The sequence below is a fragment of the Micromonospora sp. MA102 genome (assembly GCF_025460765.1).
Classification (GTDB): domain Bacteria; phylum Actinomycetota; class Actinomycetes; order Mycobacteriales; family Micromonosporaceae; genus Micromonospora; species Micromonospora halotolerans.
Window position 1 is genome coordinate 178,733 of sequence record NZ_JAMWEG010000009.1, and the last position, 17,356, is coordinate 196,088.

Annotated in this window: 17 protein-coding genes; 7 read left to right on the forward strand and 10 right to left on the reverse strand. The window is 76.0% G+C overall.

Going from position 1 to position 17,356, the window contains the following annotated elements:
- Positions 1–68 precede the first annotated feature (68 nt).
- Positions 69–614, reverse strand: a complete 546-nt coding sequence (locus NFX44_RS19845; RefSeq protein ID WP_262285045.1) for a DoxX family protein — start codon at positions 612–614, stop codon at positions 69–71.
- A gap of 135 nt (positions 615–749) precedes the next feature.
- Between NFX44_RS19845 and NFX44_RS19850 the strand changes: the two genes are divergently transcribed.
- Complete coding sequence (locus NFX44_RS19850; RefSeq protein ID WP_262285046.1) at positions 750–1,295, forward strand: GNAT family N-acetyltransferase; 546 nt, start codon at positions 750–752, stop codon at positions 1,293–1,295.
- A gap of 7 nt (positions 1,296–1,302) precedes the next feature.
- Here the strand turns inward: NFX44_RS19850 and NFX44_RS19855 are convergent, their stop codons facing one another.
- Positions 1,303–2,538, reverse strand: a complete 1,236-nt coding sequence (locus NFX44_RS19855; RefSeq protein WP_262285047.1) for an ATP-binding protein — start codon at positions 2,536–2,538, stop codon at positions 1,303–1,305.
- Positions 2,539–2,675: 137 nt separating this feature from the next.
- Complete coding sequence (locus tag NFX44_RS19860) at positions 2,676–3,434, reverse strand: flagellar basal body protein FliL (RefSeq protein WP_262285048.1); 759 nt, start codon at positions 3,432–3,434, stop codon at positions 2,676–2,678.
- 86 nt (positions 3,435–3,520) lie between these two features.
- On the opposite strand from NFX44_RS19860, the gene NFX44_RS19865 reads away from it, so the two are divergent.
- Positions 3,521–4,528, forward strand: a complete 1,008-nt coding sequence (locus tag NFX44_RS19865) for an EamA family transporter (protein ID WP_262285049.1) — start codon at positions 3,521–3,523, stop codon at positions 4,526–4,528.
- Between the two features lie 11 nt (positions 4,529–4,539).
- Positions 4,540–5,271, forward strand: a complete 732-nt coding sequence (locus NFX44_RS19870; RefSeq protein ID WP_262285050.1) for an A24 family peptidase — start codon at positions 4,540–4,542, stop codon at positions 5,269–5,271.
- 64 nt (positions 5,272–5,335) lie between these two features.
- Here the strand turns inward: NFX44_RS19870 and NFX44_RS19875 are convergent, their stop codons facing one another.
- The 5 genes from NFX44_RS19875 to NFX44_RS19895 all read right to left on the reverse strand — a co-directional run bounded on the left by NFX44_RS19875 (position 5,336) and on the right by NFX44_RS19895 (position 12,207).
- On the reverse strand, positions 5,336–8,527 hold the full coding sequence (locus NFX44_RS19875; RefSeq protein WP_262285051.1) for a UvrD-helicase domain-containing protein: 3,192 nt from the start codon (positions 8,525–8,527) through the stop codon (positions 5,336–5,338).
- 94 nt (positions 8,528–8,621) lie between these two features.
- Positions 8,622–10,010: a metallophosphoesterase gene (locus tag NFX44_RS19880; protein ID WP_262285174.1), complete on the reverse strand. Its 1,389-nt coding sequence runs from the start codon at positions 10,008–10,010 to the stop codon at positions 8,622–8,624.
- Positions 10,011–10,030: 20 nt separating this feature from the next.
- Complete coding sequence (locus NFX44_RS19885) at positions 10,031–10,276, reverse strand: MoaD/ThiS family protein (RefSeq protein WP_262285052.1); 246 nt, start codon at positions 10,274–10,276, stop codon at positions 10,031–10,033.
- Positions 10,277–10,279: 3 nt separating this feature from the next.
- Positions 10,280–11,296, reverse strand: a complete 1,017-nt coding sequence (gene moaA, locus NFX44_RS19890) for a GTP 3',8-cyclase MoaA (RefSeq protein ID WP_262285053.1) — start codon at positions 11,294–11,296, stop codon at positions 10,280–10,282.
- The gene (locus NFX44_RS19895; protein WP_262285054.1) at positions 11,293–12,207 is read right to left on the reverse strand and encodes a fructosamine kinase family protein; all 915 of its coding nucleotides are present in this window, start codon (positions 12,205–12,207) and stop codon (positions 11,293–11,295) included. Before NFX44_RS19895 ends, moaA begins: the two co-directional genes overlap by 4 nt.
- A 162-nt stretch (positions 12,208–12,369) precedes the next feature.
- On the opposite strand from NFX44_RS19895, the gene NFX44_RS19900 reads away from it, so the two are divergent.
- A complete protein-coding gene (locus NFX44_RS19900) occupies positions 12,370–13,380 on the forward strand; it encodes a DUF4192 domain-containing protein (RefSeq protein ID WP_262285055.1) in 1,011 nt (336 codons plus the stop codon).
- Positions 13,381–13,385: 5 nt separating this feature from the next.
- On the opposite strand, the gene fdhD is transcribed toward NFX44_RS19900, so the two are convergent.
- Positions 13,386–14,240, reverse strand: coding sequence for a formate dehydrogenase accessory sulfurtransferase FdhD (gene fdhD, locus NFX44_RS19905; protein ID WP_262285056.1), 855 nt, complete (start codon positions 14,238–14,240; stop codon positions 13,386–13,388).
- Positions 14,241–14,306: 66 nt separating this feature from the next.
- Between fdhD and NFX44_RS19910 the strand changes: the two genes are divergently transcribed.
- The 3 genes from NFX44_RS19910 to NFX44_RS19920 all read left to right on the forward strand — a co-directional run bounded on the left by NFX44_RS19910 (position 14,307) and on the right by NFX44_RS19920 (position 16,349).
- A complete protein-coding gene (locus tag NFX44_RS19910; RefSeq protein ID WP_262285057.1) occupies positions 14,307–14,906 on the forward strand; it encodes a molybdenum cofactor guanylyltransferase in 600 nt (199 codons plus the stop codon).
- Positions 14,903–15,160, forward strand: a complete 258-nt coding sequence (locus tag NFX44_RS19915; RefSeq protein ID WP_262285058.1) for a DUF6457 domain-containing protein — start codon at positions 14,903–14,905, stop codon at positions 15,158–15,160. The genes NFX44_RS19910 and NFX44_RS19915 overlap by 4 nt, the downstream gene beginning before the upstream one ends.
- Before the next feature lie 88 nt (positions 15,161–15,248).
- Positions 15,249–16,349 carry a YbjN domain-containing protein gene (locus tag NFX44_RS19920; RefSeq protein WP_262285059.1) on the forward strand — a complete coding sequence of 367 codons (1,101 nt, stop codon included), beginning with the start codon at positions 15,249–15,251 and terminating at the stop codon, positions 16,347–16,349.
- Between the two features lie 24 nt (positions 16,350–16,373).
- On the opposite strand, the gene NFX44_RS19925 is transcribed toward NFX44_RS19920, so the two are convergent.
- Positions 16,374–17,330 carry a zinc-binding dehydrogenase gene (locus NFX44_RS19925; RefSeq protein WP_262285060.1) on the reverse strand — a complete coding sequence of 319 codons (957 nt, stop codon included), beginning with the start codon at positions 17,328–17,330 and terminating at the stop codon, positions 16,374–16,376.
- Between the last annotated feature and the right edge of the window lie 26 nt (positions 17,331–17,356).

Consider the following 17,356-nt stretch of genomic DNA (forward strand, 5'->3'; position numbering starts at 1 on the left):
GTTAACGGGTCTCGGACGGTTCAGGTGATTAGCGGCCTTGCGGGGGGTGGCGGCCGTATTGATGCAGGTCAGCCGGGGATCCGACGGGCGGTGGCCGCCGAGCGTACGGCGATCTTCGCCTCCCGGCGGGCGGTACGGACCGCGCGCTTCACCGAGCGGCGTGAGTGGTCGATCCGGTGGCCGGTGCGCCAGCGCAGCCCCGGCTTGCCCTCGGTGTCGGCGGCGGCGAGGAGGAGACCGCCGAAGAGCCCGAGGTTCTTCAGGAAGTGGATCTGGTTGTTGTTCCGCGCGGCCGGGTCCTGGGTGTTCCAGAAGGGATGGCCGGCGGCGGTGGTCGGCACCAGGGTGGCGGCGAGGACGAGCGCGGCCGGCCGGGTGAACCTGCCGGTCGCCAGCATGAGCCCAGCCACCAGCTGGGTGGCCGAGTTCGCCCGGACCAGCGTCGCGGTGTCGGTGGGGATGCGGGGGTTGATGTTCTGGAGCAGCGGCGTGACCTTGTCGGTGATCGGCTGCGCGGCCGGGACCAGCCGTCCCGGGTTCCGCAGGTTGCGGGCGCCGCTGACCACGAAGATGCCGCTCAACATGACGCGGGCGAGGGAGCGCACGGGCTTCATGGCTCAGTCATACCCCGTTGCGGCCCTCGCCACCCCCGCAACACCCGAAAGGGATCGGCCGACGTGGACGTCCGGAGCGTACCGATTTCAGCGACCGTCGCAGATGGACCGGCTCCGGGCGGTAAGGTCGCGCGGGTGACGACGCTGCGACTCCGACCCGAGGATCCGGCGGACGAGGAGCCGGTCGCCCGGGTCCTGGCCGCCGCGTTCGCCCGCCCCGACGTGGCCACCCCGCCCGAGGTGGAGCTGGTCGAGGACCTGCGGCGCAGCGACGCCTGGATCCCGGAGCTGGCCATGGTCGCCGAGTACGGCGGCGAGGTGGTGGGCTACGCGCTGCTCACCCGGGTGCAGGTGCGCACCGACGGCGGCGCCTGGCCGGCGCTGGCGCTGGGCCCGGTGGCGGTCGCCCCGCACCGGCAGCGGATCGGGCACGGCGCGGCGGCGGTGCAGGCCGCTCTCGACGGCGCGACCGAGCTGGGCGAGCGGCTGGTGGTGGTGCTGGGCGACCCGGGCTACTACCGCCGGTTCGGGTTCGGCCGCGCGGACCGGCTGGGGTTGACCAGCCCGTGGTCGGGGCTGGGTGAGCCGTGGCAGGCGCTGGTGCTGCCGCCGTCCACCAGCGACGAGCCGCCGCCCCCGACCGGCGAGGTGGTCTTCCCGCCGCCCTGGTCGAAGGTCTGAGCCGCGGTCAGGCCGGCTGGGTGCGCAGGTAGCGGCCGAAGTGCGGGACGGTGAAGGCGACCGTGCCCCGCTCGCCCGAGTAGATGAGGCCCTTCTTGATCAGCGCGTCCCGGGCCGGGGAGAGGCTGGCCGGCTTGCGGCCGAGCGCCCGCGCGATCTCCGCGGTGGGCACCGCCGCGTCCATGTCGTCGCGGCCACCCTCCTCGCCGTCCACCAGCGCGAGCGTCGCCATGGCGCGCATGTACTCGCGCTCGGCCGGCGTGGCCCGCTCGAACCGCGAGCCGAAGAAGCCCACCGCCAGCTCCGCCTCCGCCTCGGGTGCGGCGACCCGGACGTCCGCGGCGGTGATCGGCGAGCGGGGCGCGTGGTCCCAGGTGGCCTTCCCGTACGCCTGGACGAAGTACGGGTAGCCGCCGGACTTCTCGTAGAGCAGGTCGAGGGCCTTCTGCTCGTACTCGACCTCCTCCCGCTCGGCCGGGGCGCAGAGCGCCTGGTCGGCGGCGATCCGGTCCAGCCGGTCGATCCGCTGGTAGCGGAAGAGCCGCTCGGAGTACGACTTCGCGGCGCTCAGCACGGCCGGCAGGTGCGGCAGCCCGGCGCCCACCACGATCAGCGGCGCGCCGAGCTGGGACAGCTCGTGGCATGCGGCGCACAGCGCGGAGACGTCCTCCGCGCCGAGATCCTGCATCTCGTCGATGAAGATCGCGATGCCGGTGCCCACGTCGGTGGCCACCGCGGCGGCGTCGGTGAGCAGCTCGACCAGGTCGATCTCGATGTCGCCGGAGTCGGCCCGGCCGCTGCTGGCCGGCACGTCGATGCCGGGCTGCCAGCGGTCGCGCAGCTTCGGGGCGGCCCCGCCGCGCCCGGCCGGGGCGGCGCGCTGGGCGAACGCCTTCAGCACACCGAGGAAGGCGTCGATCCGGTCGGGAGCGCGGTGGCGGGGGGCCAGCTCGCGGACCGCCATGTGCAGCGCGGCGGCGACCGGCCGGCGCAGTGACTGGTCCGGCCGGGCCTCGATCTTGCCGGTGCCCCAGAGGTGGTTGATGGCCTGCGAGCGGAGCGTGTTCAGCAGGACGGTCTTGCCCACGCCGCGCAGCCCGGTCAGCATGAGGCTGCGTTCCGGCCGGCCGCGGGCGATCCGCTCCAGCACCACGTCGAAGACGTCCAGCTCCCGCCCCCGCCCGGCGAGTTCGGGCGGGCGCTGGCCGGCGCCGGGGGCGTACGGGTTGCGGACCGGATCCACGAATCGCACAGTATCGGGCCGTCTAGCGGCGAGGCTAGACATGCGTAGATGCGGCTACCGCGTGTCGAGACTGTCGAGACGAAACTAGGGCTGTCTAGCATCCACGCTAGACAGCCCTAGTTTTGGCTACCGTGGTCCTACCGTCGCTTCAGGCAGAGCACGAAGTCGAGGGTGTCGAGCCGGCTGTCGAAGAAGTACCAGTCGGTGTAGCCCTCGACCTTGGCGCACTTCGACTCGGCGTCCTTCTTGCCGCTGGTCGACCCGTCGATGCGGCGCAGCACCTGGTACGTCTTCGGGGCGCAGTCGGTGATCACCAGCTTCGGCTCGGCGGAGCCGCCCTCATTGGCGACGCACTGGCCCGCCTTCACGAAGCGCGGATCCGTCGACGAGGCCGGGGCCGGCGGGGTGGTGGGCGCACCGGCCGGATCGCTCGCGGCGCCGGTCGGGGCGGCCGCCGAGGCGGAGGGGGACGCCGTCCCGCCCTCGCCCGCGTCGTCCCGGCCGAGGAACCAGTAGGCCCCCGCCCCGCCCAGCAGCAGCACCGCCAGCACGACCAGGACCACCAGCAGCGGCCCCCTGCCGCGCCTCGGCGGCGTCGGCTCGGCGTACGGCGGCTGGCCGCCGTACCCCGGATCGGCCGGGTAGCCCTGGTAGGGCGGCGCGGCGGGCGGCGGGCCGGCGTTCCAGGCGGGGCCCGGCTCGTAGCGCGGGGTCGACTGGTCGTAGCGCTGGGCGGGCGGCTCGTAGTGCCGGGTCGGCGGCTCCTCCCAGCCGCCCGGCTGCCCGCCGTAGCCGGGGTCGTAGCGCGGATCGGCCGGCGGAGCGTACCCGTCATCGGGGCGCCGTCCACCCCACGGCTCGGGGGAGCCGCCGCCCGGTGGTCCGAAGTTCGACATGAACGCCCTCCTGCGTACGCCAGTGCTGAGAGGCCGGCCACCAACAGGGGACGCCGACGCCGTGGTCACCGTAGCGTGGTCCACCGATGAGCTCACGCCCCACGAGTGCGACGCCCGCCGTCGACCACGCCGCCGCCCCGGCCCGTCCCGCCCTGATCTGGACCGCGCTGGTCCTGGTCTACGTGCTCTGGGGCTCGACCTACCTGGGCATCCGGGTCGCGGTCGAGTCCCTGCCGCCGCTCACCTCCGCCGCCATGCGGTTCGCCGCCGCCGCGGCGGTGCTCGCCCTGGTGCTGCGGCTGCGCCGCGGTCCGGGGGCGCTCCGCGTCGACCGGCGGCAGCTCGGCTCGGCCGCGCTGGTCGGCGTCCTGCTGCTGGCCGGCGGCAACGGCCTCGTGGTGCTCGCCGAGTCCGGCCCGGAGGGGACCGCGGTGCCCTCCGGCATCGCCGCGCTGCTGGTGGCCACCGTCCCGCTCCTCGTGGTGCTGCTGCGGACCGTCGGCGGGGACCGGCCCCGGCCGTGGACCTTCGTCGGCGTCGCCCTCGGCTTCGTCGGTCTCGTGCTGCTCGTCCTGCCGAGCGGCGGGTCGGGGAGCGTGCCGCTGGTCGGCGCCCTGACCGTCGTGGCCGGTGCGGTCAGCTGGTCGGTCGGCTCCTACCTCTCCGGGCGGATGCGGATGCCGGACGACCCGTTCGTGGCCACCGTCTACGAGATGGTCGCCGGTGCGGCGGCGCTCGCCGTGATCGCCGCCGTCCGGGGCGAGCTGCAGGGCTTCTCCCCTGCCGAGGTGACCGGCCGCTCGTGGGCCGCGCTGGCGTACCTCATGGTGGCCGGCTCGCTGGTCGCCTTCACCGCGTACGTCTGGCTGCTGGCCCACGCCCCGATCTCCCTGGTCTCCACCTACGCGTACGTGAACCCGGCCGTCGCGGTGGCGCTCGGCGCGCTGTTCGTCGCCGAGCCGGTGACCGCGCAGGTGCTGCTCGGCGGCGCGGTGATCGTGGTCGGCGTCGCCGTCGTGGTGAGCACCGAGCGTCCGCGCCGGTCGGCGGCACCACGCGTCGACGGGGCGGCCCCGGAGCCGGCCCGCCGGTAACGTTCCGGCCCGTGTCGGCCGGGCTGGTGGCGGGTGTCGCGCTCCTCGGCGCGCTGGCCGGCCGGGCCGCCGTTCCGCTCGCCCGCCGGTTCGCCGGGCCGGCGGGTTCGGCCGTCCCCGGGGCCGGCGGTGCGTGGTCCGGTGCCGGGTCGGCCGCGTCCGCCGGGCAGGTTGCCCGGCCGCGCGACGCGCCGTCCGATGCCCGGGTGGGCCGCCGCGGAAACCGGCTCCGCGCGACACTGGCCGGGGCGGCGGTGTTCGGCGGCCTCGCCGCCGCGCGCGGCGGTGACCCGGCATTGCCGGCGTTCCTGGTGATGGCAGCGCTCGGGCTGGCGCTCGCGCTCGTGGACCTCGCCTGCCTGCGGCTGCCCGACCGGCTGGTGGCCGCGACGGCGGGCGCGGGTGCGACGGGCCTGGTCGGGGCGGCGCTGCTCAGCGGCACGCCGGGTCGCCTGCTCGTCGCCCTGGCCGGCGCGGCGATCTCCTTCGCCGGTTACGTGCTGCTCGCCCTGCTTCCCCACTCGCGGCTCGGCTTCGGGGACGTCAAGCTCGCCGCCGCGCTCGGCCTGCCGCTCGGCTGGCTCGGCTGGCCGGCCCTCGGCCTCGGCCTGCTCCTCCCGCACCTGCTGAACGGGGTCACCGTCCTCGCCCTGCTCGCCGCGCGCCGGGTCCGCCGGGACACCCCGCTCCCGTTCGGCCCGGCGATCCTCGCCGGCGCCTGGCTGGCGGTCCTGCTCGCCTGACCGTCCCACGCCGTGCTCGCGCCACCGTGCGGCGCGTCGGGGACGTGTCGCCAGGCGCCCCTCCTCAGATCAGGCGGAGCTGGCGGTCCCTGGGGCGGCGGGGTTCGGTGTCGCCGAAGCGCTCGAACAGGCCCGGGTCGATCACGTCGAGGAACGGGGTGGGGCGGCACTCGCGCTCCGACCCGTGCCGCGTACGCCGGGCCGCGTGGCTCACGTAGAGCCGGTCCTGCGCCCGGGTCAGCCCGACGAAGAAGAGCCGTCGTTCCTCGGCCACCGCGTCGTCGTCCGGCTCCTGCCCGGGCCAGCGCAGCGGCAGCAGCCCGTCCTCGGCGCCGACCAGGAAGACCACCGGGAATTCCAGCCCCTTCGCCGCGTGCAGGGTGAGCAGGGTGACCGCCTCGGCACGCGGGTCGAGGGCGTCCACCTCCGCCCCGGTGGCGAGTTGGGCGAGGAACAGCTCCAGGTCGTCGCCGCAGCGCCGGGCCAGCGGGGTGAGCAGGTCGACCGCGGTGCGGACGTCCTCGGGGCGTACCGCGCCGGAGCCGTCGAGGGTCGGCACGGCGAAGCGTTCCGCCAGGATCTGGCCGGCCAGCCGTACCCGGGCGGCGAGGGAACCGTCGAGCCCGGCGTGCCGCAGCTCGCGGGCGATGGCGGTCACGCCCGGCCGGTCGCGCAGGCGGTCGTGCGAGCGCTTCTGCACGGGGATGTTCGCCCGGGCCAGCGCGTCCACGATCGGCGCGGCCTGCGAGTCGGTGCGGTAGAGCACCGCGATGTCGGAGAAGGACAGCGAGGTGGCCCGCCCGTCGATCCGGCCCGAGTCGAGCGAGCGGTGGGAAAGGCCACCGACCAGGTCGTCGATGGTGCGTACCAGGAAGTCGGCCTCGTCCGCGACGGAGGTCGTGGCGTAGCGACCCACCAGCGGGGCCTCCGGGTCGAGCCGGGCCGGGTCGAGCCGGCGGCCGCGGACCAGCGACGACGGCGCGATGGCCTGCACGGCGGCGGCCAGGATGGGCGCCGACGAGCGGTAGTTGCGGTTCAGCCGGACCAGCCGGGCGTCGGTGAAGTCCTGGGAGAAGCGCAGGAAGTAGCCGACGTCCGCGCCCCGGAACGAGTAGATCGCCTGGTCGGGGTCGCCGATCGCGCACAGGTTGCCGTCGGCGGGGCTGAGCAGCCGGAGGAGGTCGTACTGGACGGCGTCGACATCCTGGTACTCGTCGACGAAGATCCACTTCCAGCGCTCGCGGTACTCCCGGACCAGCTTCCGGTCGCCCTTCAGCAGCGCCACCGGCAGGGTGAGCAGCTCGTCCAGGTCGACCAGGTCCCGCTTGCGCAGCAGCGCGGCGTACCGCTCGTCGTCCTCGCCGGCCTCCGCGCGGGCGGCGGCCCGGTCGGCGTCGTCGGCGATGCGGAAGTCCGCCGGCAGGCCCGCGGCCGGCGCGTTCTCCCGCAGGATGGTGAGGCCCAGCGAGTGGAAGGTGCCCACCGTGACGTCCTCGGCCACCGGGCCGAGCAGCCCGTCCAGGCGGTGCCGCAGCTCCTCGGCCGCGCGCCGGGTGAAGGTGATCGCCAGGCACTGCTCCGGGAAGACGTTCAGCTCCGCGCACAGGTACGCGATCCGGTGGGTGAGCGTCCGCGTCTTGCCCGTGCCCGGGCCGGCCACGATGAGCAGCGGGCCGCCCGGCGCCGAGGCGGCCACCCGCTGCATCGCGTCGAGCCGGTCCAGCAGCCCGGTGCCGACCTCCTCCATCCCGGCGAGCATCGGCTCGAACGGCTCGTGCGGGGAGGGCGCCGGCGCGATCGGTGGCGGGGGCGGCGGGGCGGGCTTGCGCTTCGGCTCCGCCTTGGCCGCCGCCGGGCGCCGGGCCCTGGGCTTCGCCGCCGGCTCCGCGGGCTTCCGCTGCGCGGGCACGGGTACGTCGAAGAGCGTGTCCTGGCCGGCGCCGCCGGTCGACGACCCCAGCTCGGCCGGGTCGAACAACGTGATCACCCCGTACTCGCCGTCGTAGCCGGGGACCCGGCGCACCTCGCCGCGGCGCAGCCGGCCGATGCCCTCGGCGAGCAGCTCACCGCCGACCCGGCCGATCTCGTCCAGCGGGGTACGGGTGAGGATGTCCAGCTCCGGGCCCAGCGCGGCGATCAGCTCGTGGAGCTTCCCCTCGACCTTCTTGGAGCGCGCGCCGACCTTGTTGAGCTCACCGAGGATCTCGGCCAGCGGCACCAGGTGGGTCACCTCCCGGGCGTGCGCCGGCCGGTGCCCCTCGGGCCGGTCGGCAAGCTCCGCCACCCGGCTCAGCACGCCCACCGTCAGCGGCTTCCCGCACTCCGGGCAGCGCCCGCCGGCCTCCCGGGTGCGCTCCGGGGACCAGTTCACGCCGCAGAGCCGGTGCCCGTCGGCGTGGTACTTGCCCTCCTCCGGGAAGAACTCGATGGTGCCGGCCAGCCCGTCGCCGGTGCGCAGCGCCTCGCGGATGGCGAAGTAGTCCCGCGCCGAGTCGAGGACGGTGGCCTCCCGGGCCAACGCGGGCGGCGAGTGGGCGTCCGAATTCGACACCAGCTGGTAGCGGTCCAGGCTGCCGACCCGCCAGTTCATCTCCGGGTCGGAGGAGAGGCCGGTCTCCACGGCGAAGATGTGCTCGGCCAGGTCGGCGTAGCAGTCGGCGATGGCGTCGAAGCCGGACTTCGAGCCGAGCGCGGAGAACCAGGGCGTCCAGATGTGCGCCGGCACCAGGTAGCCGTCCGGGCTGGCCTCCAGCGTGATCTCCAGCAGGTCGCGGGAGTCCAGCCCGAGGATCGGCCGGCCGTCCGAGCCCAGGTTGCCGATCCGCCCCAGCGCCGCGTTGAACCGGGCCACCGCGTCCAGGTCCGGCAGGTAGATGAGGTGGTGCACCTTCCGGGTCCGGTCGTCCCGCTTGTAGATCGTGGAGATCTCCACGCTGAGCATGAACCGGACCGGGTCCGCCTCCGCCGCACTGGCGAGCCGGGGCGGCAACCGCCGGGCGATGTCCCGCTCCGCCTCCGGGCTCAGCCGGTAGAGGCCGGGCTCGGCCGGGTGCAGGGTCTCGCGCAGGTGGTCGTACCAGGCGGGGTGGGTGAAGTCGCCGGTGCCGAGGACGCCGATGCCCTTGCGGCGGGCCCACCAGCCGAGGTTCGGCAGGGTCAGGTCACGGCTGCACGCGCGCGAGTACTTCGAGTGGATGTGCAGGTCCGCGACGAACGACGGGGGGCCACCGGGGGGTGCGGCGTTGAACGGAGGCACGCCGCATCCTGTCACGCCCGGTCCTCCGGCCGCCCGCCGCCACGCGTACGCGTGACCTGAGCAATGCGGTGCTGGACCGGGCGGCCCGGAGGCGCTATGGGGCGCGCAGCTCGACGAGGGTCACCTGCGGCGGCGCGCCCACCCGGACCGGCGGGCCCCAGAAGCCGGCGCCGTTGGTGACGTAGACCTTGGTGCCGTCCACCTCGCCCAGGCCGGAGACGACCGGCTGCTGGAGCTTCACCAGCAGGTTGAACGGCGCCATCTGGCCGCCGTGGGTGTGCCCGGACAGTTGGAGGTCCACGCCGAACTTCGCCGCCTCGTGCGCGGCCACCGGCTGGTGGGCCAGCAGCACCACGGGGCCGGACGGATCCCGGTCGCCGAGGGCGGCGGCGTAGTCGGCGGGGGCGGCCAGCCCGGTGCCGGCGGCCGTGACGTCGTTGACGCCGGCCAGGTCGAGCACGCCGCCCCGCGCCCGGATCTCCTGGCGCTCGTTCTGGAGCACCCGCAGGCCGAGCCGGTCCACCTCGCGTACCCACTCCTCCACACCGGAGTAGTACTCGTGGTTGCCGGTGACGAAGAAGCTGCCGTGGCGCGAGCGCAGGTCGCGCAGCGGTTCCGCGGCCGGCCCCAGCTCGGCCACCGAGCCGTCGACCAGGTCACCGACGACGGCCACCAGGTCGGCGTCGAGCCGGTTGATCATCGCGACGATCCGCTCGGTGTGCGCCCGGCCGCGCAGCGGCCCGAGGTGGATGTCCGAGACGGTGGCGACGCGCAGCCCGTCCATGGCGCGGGGCAGCTTGGCCAGCGGGATCTGCACCCGGTCCAGCCGGGGCGGTCCCATTGCGGTGCGCACGCCGTACCCGGTCACGCTCGCGGCGGTGAGCCCGGCGAAGATGGCGGCGCCCCGGGCCAGCAGCAACCGGCGGGACGGGTCGTGGTCCGGCGCGGCGGGTGGGGTGCCGGTACCGGGCGGCGGATCGCTCGGACCATCGGCCGAGGGGGCGGGCCGGCCGGCCGTGGCCTCCGACAGGCCGGCCGGCTCCACGGCCGGCGGGTCCGCGAGCGCGACGGGCGACGCCGACGCGCCGCCGGCCGGCACCCGGTCCGGCCCACCGGCGAGGTCCCCCCGGCCGGCGGTGGACCCGGCCGGGACCAGCGCCGGCTCGGAATCGGTGGCGGCGACGGCGCGCTCGCGGCGGCGCAGCACGAGCTTCACGACCGCCGTGGGCACCTCCAGCACCAGCAGCAGCACCAGCAGGTAGAACATCAGGGCCAGCCAGAGATAGCCGGGCCAGGCCAGCCACTGGGCGCCGCTGCGGGTGCCCGCCATGGTCGCCGGGACCAGCAGCGCCAGCAGCAGCGCGACCACCCCGCCGGCCTTCCGCAGGCGGCCCGGGCGGGTGGTGTCCCGCACCAGCCGCTTCCACAGGTAGAGGTGGATCAGGGCGGTGACGAGCACAGCGAAGCCCACGAACGACGCCATCGCCAACACGGGAGCCTCCCTCAGCCGCCCGCGAAGGGCGGCAGCACGTCGACCGTCGCCCCGGCCGGCAGCGGTGCCTGACGATCATGGCAGGCCACCCCGTCGACCAGGAAACTCGCCGCCTTCAGCACCATGGCCAGCCGCTCGCCGTGCCGCTCGGTCAGCTCGTCCAGGAGCGCGTCGAGCGACCGGCCGGCGGTCGCGGTCTCCTCGGCGCGCCCGGCCGCGGCCCGCGCGCCGGCGAAATAGCGGACGGTGAGCTGCACCGGTCAGCCTCCGATCGCCGACATGGGGCGGGCGGGTTGCAGGAAGGTGGGGTCGTCGATGCCGTGCCCGGCCCGCTTGCCCCACATCGCGGCACGCCAGCGCCGGGCCAGCTCCTCGTCGTCCGCCCCGCCGCGCAGTGCGCCGCGCAGGTCGGACTCCTCGGTGGCGAAGAGGCAGTTGCGGACCTGACCGTCGGCGGTGAGCCGGGTCCGGTCGCAGTCGCCGCAGAACGGCCGGGTCACGCTCGCGATCACACCGACCCGGGCCGGGCCGCCGTCCACCAGCCAGGTCTCGGCCGGGGCCGCCCCCCGCCCGCCCGGGTCGGCGGTCAACGCGAACTCGGCGCGCAGGGCGGCGAGGATCTCGTCGGCGACGACCATGGTCGACCGGTCCCAGCCGTGCTGGGCGTCCAGCGGCATCTGCTCGATGAACCGCAGCTCGTAGCCGTGGGCCAGGGCGAAGCGGAGCAGCGCGGGCGCCTCGTCGTCGTTGACGCCGCGCATCAGCACGGTGTTGATCTTCACCGGGGTCAGCCCGGCCGCCGCCGCGCCGGCCAGCCCGGCCAGCACGTCGGCGTGCCGGTCCCGACGGGTCAGCTCGGCGAACCGCGCGCGGTCCAGGGTGTCCAGCGAGACGTTGACCCGGTCCAGCCCGGCGGCGCGCAGGGTGGGCGCGAGGCGGTCCAGGCCGATGCCGTTGGTGGTCAGCGAGATGCGCGGGCGGGGCTCCAGCGCGGCCACCGCCGAGACGATGCGGGCCAGGCCGGGCCGGATCAGCGGCTCGCCGCCGGTGAAGCGGACCTCGGTGACGCCGAGCCGCTGCACGGCAACCCGGATCAGCCGGACGATCTCGTCGTCATCGAGCAGCTGCGGCCCGGCCAGCCAGGGCAGCCCCTCGGCGGGCATGCAGTAGGTGCAGCGCAGGTTGCACTTGTCGGTCAGCGAGACCCGGAGGTCCCGGGCGATCCGGCCGTAGCGGTCGACGAGGACCCCGTCGGTCGTCGTCGGGGCGGCGGTCACCCGTCGACCGTAGCGCGTCCGGCGCCGCGCAGTGCGGCGCGGGCGACGGAGTCCACCGCGGCCCGGTACGCGGCGCCGAACAGCGCGGTGTGCACCAGCAGCAGGTGGAGCTGGTGCAGCGGCACCCGCTCCCGCCAGCCGTCGGCCAGCGGCCACGCCTCCCGGTAGGCCGCCGTGATCCGGTCGAGGTGCGGCGGGCCGCCGAAGAGGGCGAGCTGGGCCAGGTCGGTCTCCCGGTGGCCGCCGTGCGCGGCGGGGTCCACCAGCCAGACCCGGTCGTCGACGCCCCACAGGAGGTTGCCGGGCCAGAGGTCGCCGTGGATCCGGGCCGGCGGCTCGTCGCCGCCGAACTCGGCGATCCGGTCGATCAGCTCCTCGACGGGGCCGGCCTCCGCGGGCGTGAGCGCGCCGTTGTCGACCGACATCCGCAGGTAGGGGAGCAGCCGCCGCCGCGCGAACCACGCGGACCACGGGCCCGGGTCGGGCGTGTTGTCCTGCGGCAGCGCGCCGATGAACCCGGGCCACTCGGCGCCGAAGGCGGGGGCGACGGCCCGGTGCAGCCCGGCCAGCTCCCGGCCGAACAGCTCGGCCGCCTCCGGCGTCGGCTCGCCGGGCTCGACCCAGTCGAGCGCCAGCAGTTCGGGCAGCGCCACCACCACCTCCGGTACGGCGACCGTGCCGGCCTCGCGCAGCCAGCGCAGCCCGGCCGCCTCGGCGGTGAAGAAGCCCTCGGGCACGGCCCGTTCCGCGTGCTCGGGCCAGGTCTTGGCGAAGACCGAGTGCCCGTCGTCCAGGGTGAGCCGGGACGCGGCGCAGATGTCCCCGCCGGAGACCGGCGTCTCCCGGATCCGCTGGTGGGTCAGGAAGGTCGGCAGGTGCTCCGGGTGTGCCCGCAGGTACGCCAGGTCCATGAGCGCAACGTAGCCGGTCCGCGCGGCCGGCGCGGGCCGTGCACGGCTCAGCGGTGTGCCGTTCCTCGCCCACCTGGCCCGATACTCTCCGTGTCTGTGGACAACCCGCGTGTCGTCCACAGGGCCTGTCGGGCCGGCACCCGTGCGCCGCACGCTGCCGGCATGAACTCCACGGAGCGTCCCCGCCTCGCCGTCCGCTCGCCCGCCGACCTCGTGGCCGCCGTGCCGTACCTGCTCGGCTTCCATCCCGCCGACAGCGTCGTGGTGGTGGCGGTGCGCGGCCGGCGGGTCGTCTTCGCGGCGCGGGGCGACCTGCCCGAGCCGGGCAGCGACCCGCGTCCGGCCGCGCGGCACCTGGCCGAGGTGGTGGCCCGCCAGGGCGCCGACGCCGCCACCGTGCTCGGCTACGGCCCGGCCGCCCGGGTCACCGGCGCGGTCGACGCGGTCGGCGAGGCCCTGGACCAGGCCGGGCTCGTCGTCCTCGACGCGCTCCGGGTGACCGAGGGGCGCTGGTGGTCCTACCTCTGCGCCGAGCCGGCCTGCTGCCCGCCCGAGGGCACCCCGTACGACCCGGCGGCCAGCCGGGTCAGCGCGGCGGCCGTCTTCGCCGGTCAGGTCGCCCTGCCCGACCGTGCCGCGCTGGCCGCGCAGGTCGCCCCGATCGGCGGGCCGGTCCGGGTGGCCATGCGCCGTGCCACCGCCCGGGCCCACGGCCGCCTGGCCGGGCTCGCCGGAGGCCCTCCGGTCGGATCCGCAGGGGTGGCGGCGGTGCGCGGCGCGTTCCGGCGGCACCGGCGCGGTGAGCGCCTGGGCGACGACGAGGTGGCCTGGTTGACGGTCCTCCTCACCCACCTCGAGGTCCGCGACCACGCCTGGTCCCGCACGGACGGCCGGGACGCCGACATCGGCCTCTGGACCGACGTGCTGCGCCGGGCCGAGCCGGAGCTGATCGCCGCCCCGGGTTGCCTCCTGGCCTTCGCCGCGTGGCGGGCCGGGCACGGCGCCCTGGCGGCGGTCGCCCTGGAACGGGTGCTCGCCGCGCATCCCGGCTACCCGCTCGCCGTGCTCCTCGACGACGCGCTCCGCCGCGGGCTGTCCCCGTCCGAGCTGGACGGCTGGCCGGCGACCGCCGGCACGGTGCTGCGCCGCCGGCGGCGCCGTCCCCGCCGGTGACCGGCTCAGCCGGGCACGCGCTGCGCCCCCGTGTAGACGTTCATGGTCCTGCCGCGCAGGAAGCCGACAAGCGTCATCCCGGCCTCCTCGGCCAGGTCGGCGGCGAGCGTGCTGGGCGCGGAGACCGCGGCGAGCAGCGGGACGCCGGCCATCCACGCCTTCTGGGTCAGCTCGAAGCTCGCCCGGCCGGACACCAGCAGCACGTGCCCGGCCAGCGGCAGCCGGCGTTCCCGGACGGCCCAGCCGACCACCTTGTCCACCGCGTTGTGCCGGCCGACGTCCTCGCGCAGCACCACCAGCTCACCGTCGGCGGTGAAGAGGCCGGCCGCGTGCAGGCCGCCGGTGCGGTCGAAGGCGCGCTGGGCGGCGCGCAGCCGGTCGGGCAGCCCGGCGAGCAGCTCGGCGGTCACCGCCAGCGGATCCTCGCGGACGGCGAACTGCGAGCGGGTCCGGACGGAGTCGATGCTCGCCTTGCCGCAGACCCCGCACGAGCTGGTCGTGTAGAAGTTCCGGGACGGGTCGGTGACGGGCTCCGGCACTCCGGGGGCCAGCACCACGTCGACCACGTTGTAGGTGTTGGGGGTCTCCGCCCCGGCGCAGAGCTGCGCGGTGCGCACGTCGTCGCTCGACCGGATCAGCCCCTCGGTGAGCAGGAAGCCGATCGCCAGGTCCAGGTCGTCGCCGGGGGTGCGCATGGTCACCGCGAGCGGCTTGCGCCGGCCGGGGCCCGGCGGGCCCACCCGGATCTCCAGCGGCTCCTCCACCGCGAGGGTGTCCTGTCGGCGGATCCGCGCCCGCCCGTCGGCCGCCGCGTCGAGGTCGATCCGGAGCACGCCCCGCCGGTCAGTCGCCCGTCCCATGCCGCCCATCCTGCCCCGCGCCCCGGGCCACCCGCACGGCGACGCCGCCGCGGTTACCGTGGGCCGGTGACGGCGTACGCGGCGGTGGTGCTCTCGGGTGGCGCGGCCCGCCGGATGGGCGGGGTGGACAAGCCGGCCCGGCCGGTCGGCGGCCGGCCCATGCTGCACCGGGTGCTGGCGGCGGTGGCCGACGCGGGCGAGCGGATCGTGGTCGGCCCGGCCGGCCCGGTGCCCGAGGGGGTCCGGGTGACCCGCGAGGAGCCGCCCGGCGGCGGCCCGGTGGCCGGGACGGCGGCGGGGTTGGCCCTGCTCGACCCCGGCACCAGCACCGTCGCCCTGCTCGCGGCCGACCTGCCGCTGCTCACGCCCGCGGCGGTGGCCGAGCTGCGAGGCGCCCTCGACGGCTCGGCCGCCGGGGTGGCGTGCTACGTCGACGACGGGGGCCGCCGGCAGCAGCTCTGCGCGGTGTGGCGGGTGAGCGCGCTCCGGGCCGCGCTGGACCGGCTCGCCGCCGAGCGGGGCGGCACGGTCGACGGGGCGCCGGTGCGCGGGCTGCTGGCCGGCGCGACCGTGCGGGAGGTGTCCTGGTCCGGGTCCGGGCCGCCACCGTGGTTCGACTGCGACACTGACGAGGACGTACGCCGGGCCGAGGAGTGGACGAGATGACGGCGATGGACGACTGGGTCACGGCGGCCTGCGCCGAGCTGGGGCTGGACCCGGCCGAGGTGCCGGTGCCGACCGTGCTCGACCTGGCCAGGGACGTGGCGCACCAGGTGCTGCGACCGGGAGCGCCGGTGACCGCGTACCTGCTGGGGATGGCTGTGGGACGCGGCGCGGACCCGGCCGCGGCGGCCGCCCGGCTCGGCGCGCTGGCCGGCACGTGGCCCGTGGAGCTGGACGGGACCGCCCCCGCCGACTAAGGCCTTCCGGCCCGCTGTCCGATGCCGGTCGGGGTGATTGGGCCCCCATCCTCCGTGGGTAGGGTGGCGAGGACGGACGGAGGCGATCATGACGGCAGACCACCCCTCGGCGCCGGCTGGTGAGCCCGCCGGCGCGACGCCGGAGCAGCACGAGTCGATCCTGCTGGACGAGCCGACCACGGCCGACCTGCGAGCCAAGGTGACCGAGGCCTGGCGGGAGTTCGCTCGCGCGCTGGCCGACCGGCTGCGCGGGCTGCCCGCCGGCGCGCACCTGGAGGTCACCCTCGACCCGACCGCCTCCGGCACCGGTGACGCCGTCTACTCGGTGAGCGTGGACGCGGGCGAGGAGGGCCGCCTGTCGGCGCGGGCCGTCGGCAACGCGACCCTGCCGCAGGGCTACCGGCTGGACCGGGCCGCGGTGGCCGACATGATCGCGCTCGGCTGGTCCCCGCCCGGCGTGGTGGCGGGCTCCGGTGAGCAGTTCGGCCTGGACTGCCTCGCCGACGAGGCCACCCGACTGTCGGCGGTGCTGTCCCGGACCCTCCGCGACGTCTACGGCGCCCCGCACCCCGCCTTCCTGGTCTACCTCGTGCACGACGCCGAGGGGGAGCCGCTGCCGGAGGAGCCGCTCGGCACCGCGCGCAGCGAGTTCGGCCCGGACCGCGACGTGGAGGCCGACCTCGACGAGGCGCTGGCGGCTGCGGCCGCCGCCCAGGCGGGCGAGAACGACGTGCTGGCCCTGGAGGAGCGGGTCCGCACGGTCGTCTCCACGATGCTGAAGTCCAACGCCGACCAGGTGCAGGTCGACTCGGACGGCGACATCAATATCCGCGCCGGCTCGGCGATGGTCTTCGTGCGGGTCCGCGACAACCCGCCCCTGGTCGACGTCTTCTCCCCGGTGCTCACCGAGGTCGAGCCGACCGAGCGTCTCTACGTGAAGCTCTCCGAGCTGACCAACCGGATGCCGATCGGCCGGCTCTACTGCGCCGACGACACCGTGTGGGCCTCGATCCCGGTGTTCGGCCGCAACTTCCAGGCCACCCACCTGATGCTCGCCGTGCAGGTGATGACCGGGCTGGCCGACGAGCTGGACGACCGGTTGCACGGGGAGTTCGGCGGCAAGCGCTTCTTCGGCGAGGGGGACAAGCCGGCCCGCACCGAGGAGCACCGCACCGGCATGTACCTCTGACGGCGGCGGCACGGCCCAGCGGCGTCAGCGGACGTCGAGGAGGGTCTTGCCCACCGTGGCCCGGGACTGGATGGCGGCGTGCGCGTCGGCGGCCCGCTCCAGCGGGAACCGCTGCCCGATGAGCGGCCGGAGCCGGCCGGCGGCCCCCTCGGCGAGCGCCTGTTCGGTGAGGGCGCGCAGCTCGTCGGGGGTGCCGCGGGGGCGGAGCAGGGTCACCCCCCGGGCCGCGGCCTCCGCCTCGGGCACGTCCGCCCAGGCGCCGCCGGCAAGCCCGAAGCTGACCATCCGACCGCCCCGGTCGAGCAGGTCGAAGGCCGCGCGGGCGAGCGGCCCGCCCACCCCGTCGAAGACCACGTCCACCCCGCCGACGGCCGCCCTGACCCGGTCGGTCCAGCCCGGCTCCCGGTAGTCGACCGCCGGGTCGAGGCCGCGCTCGCGCAGCAGGGCGACCTTGCGGGGGCCGCCGGCCGCGGCGACGACCCGTGCGCCGGCCGCCGTGGCGAGCTGGGTGAGCAGGCCGCCCACCCCGCCGGCCGCCGCCTCGACCAGCACCCGCTCGCCGGGCCGCAGCGCCGCCGCCCGGGCCAGCATGAGCGCGGTCCGGCCGTCGGCGAGCAGCGCCACGGCCGCGTCCAGCGGCAGCCCGTCCGGTACGGGGATCGGTGCGCCCTGGTCCACCGCCACGCGCTCGGCGTACGCGCCGGTGCCGCCGGTGCTGCTGACCACCCGCCGGCCGAGCAGCGCCGGATCGACGTCGGGGCCCACCCCGGTGATCGTCCCGCCGACGCCGTTGCCGGGGATCACCGGCAGCGTGGCGGTGAACGGGCCGAACCCGGTCGCGCGGAACATCGTCTCGACGAAGGTGATGTTCGCGTGCGCCACCTCGACGAGCACCTGTCCCGGGCCGGGCACCGGATCGGGCGCCGGTCCGGGGACCAGCACCTCCGGCCCGCCGAACTCCCGTAGCCACACCGCCCGCACGTCGCCTCCCCGTTGTCGCCCCGGTA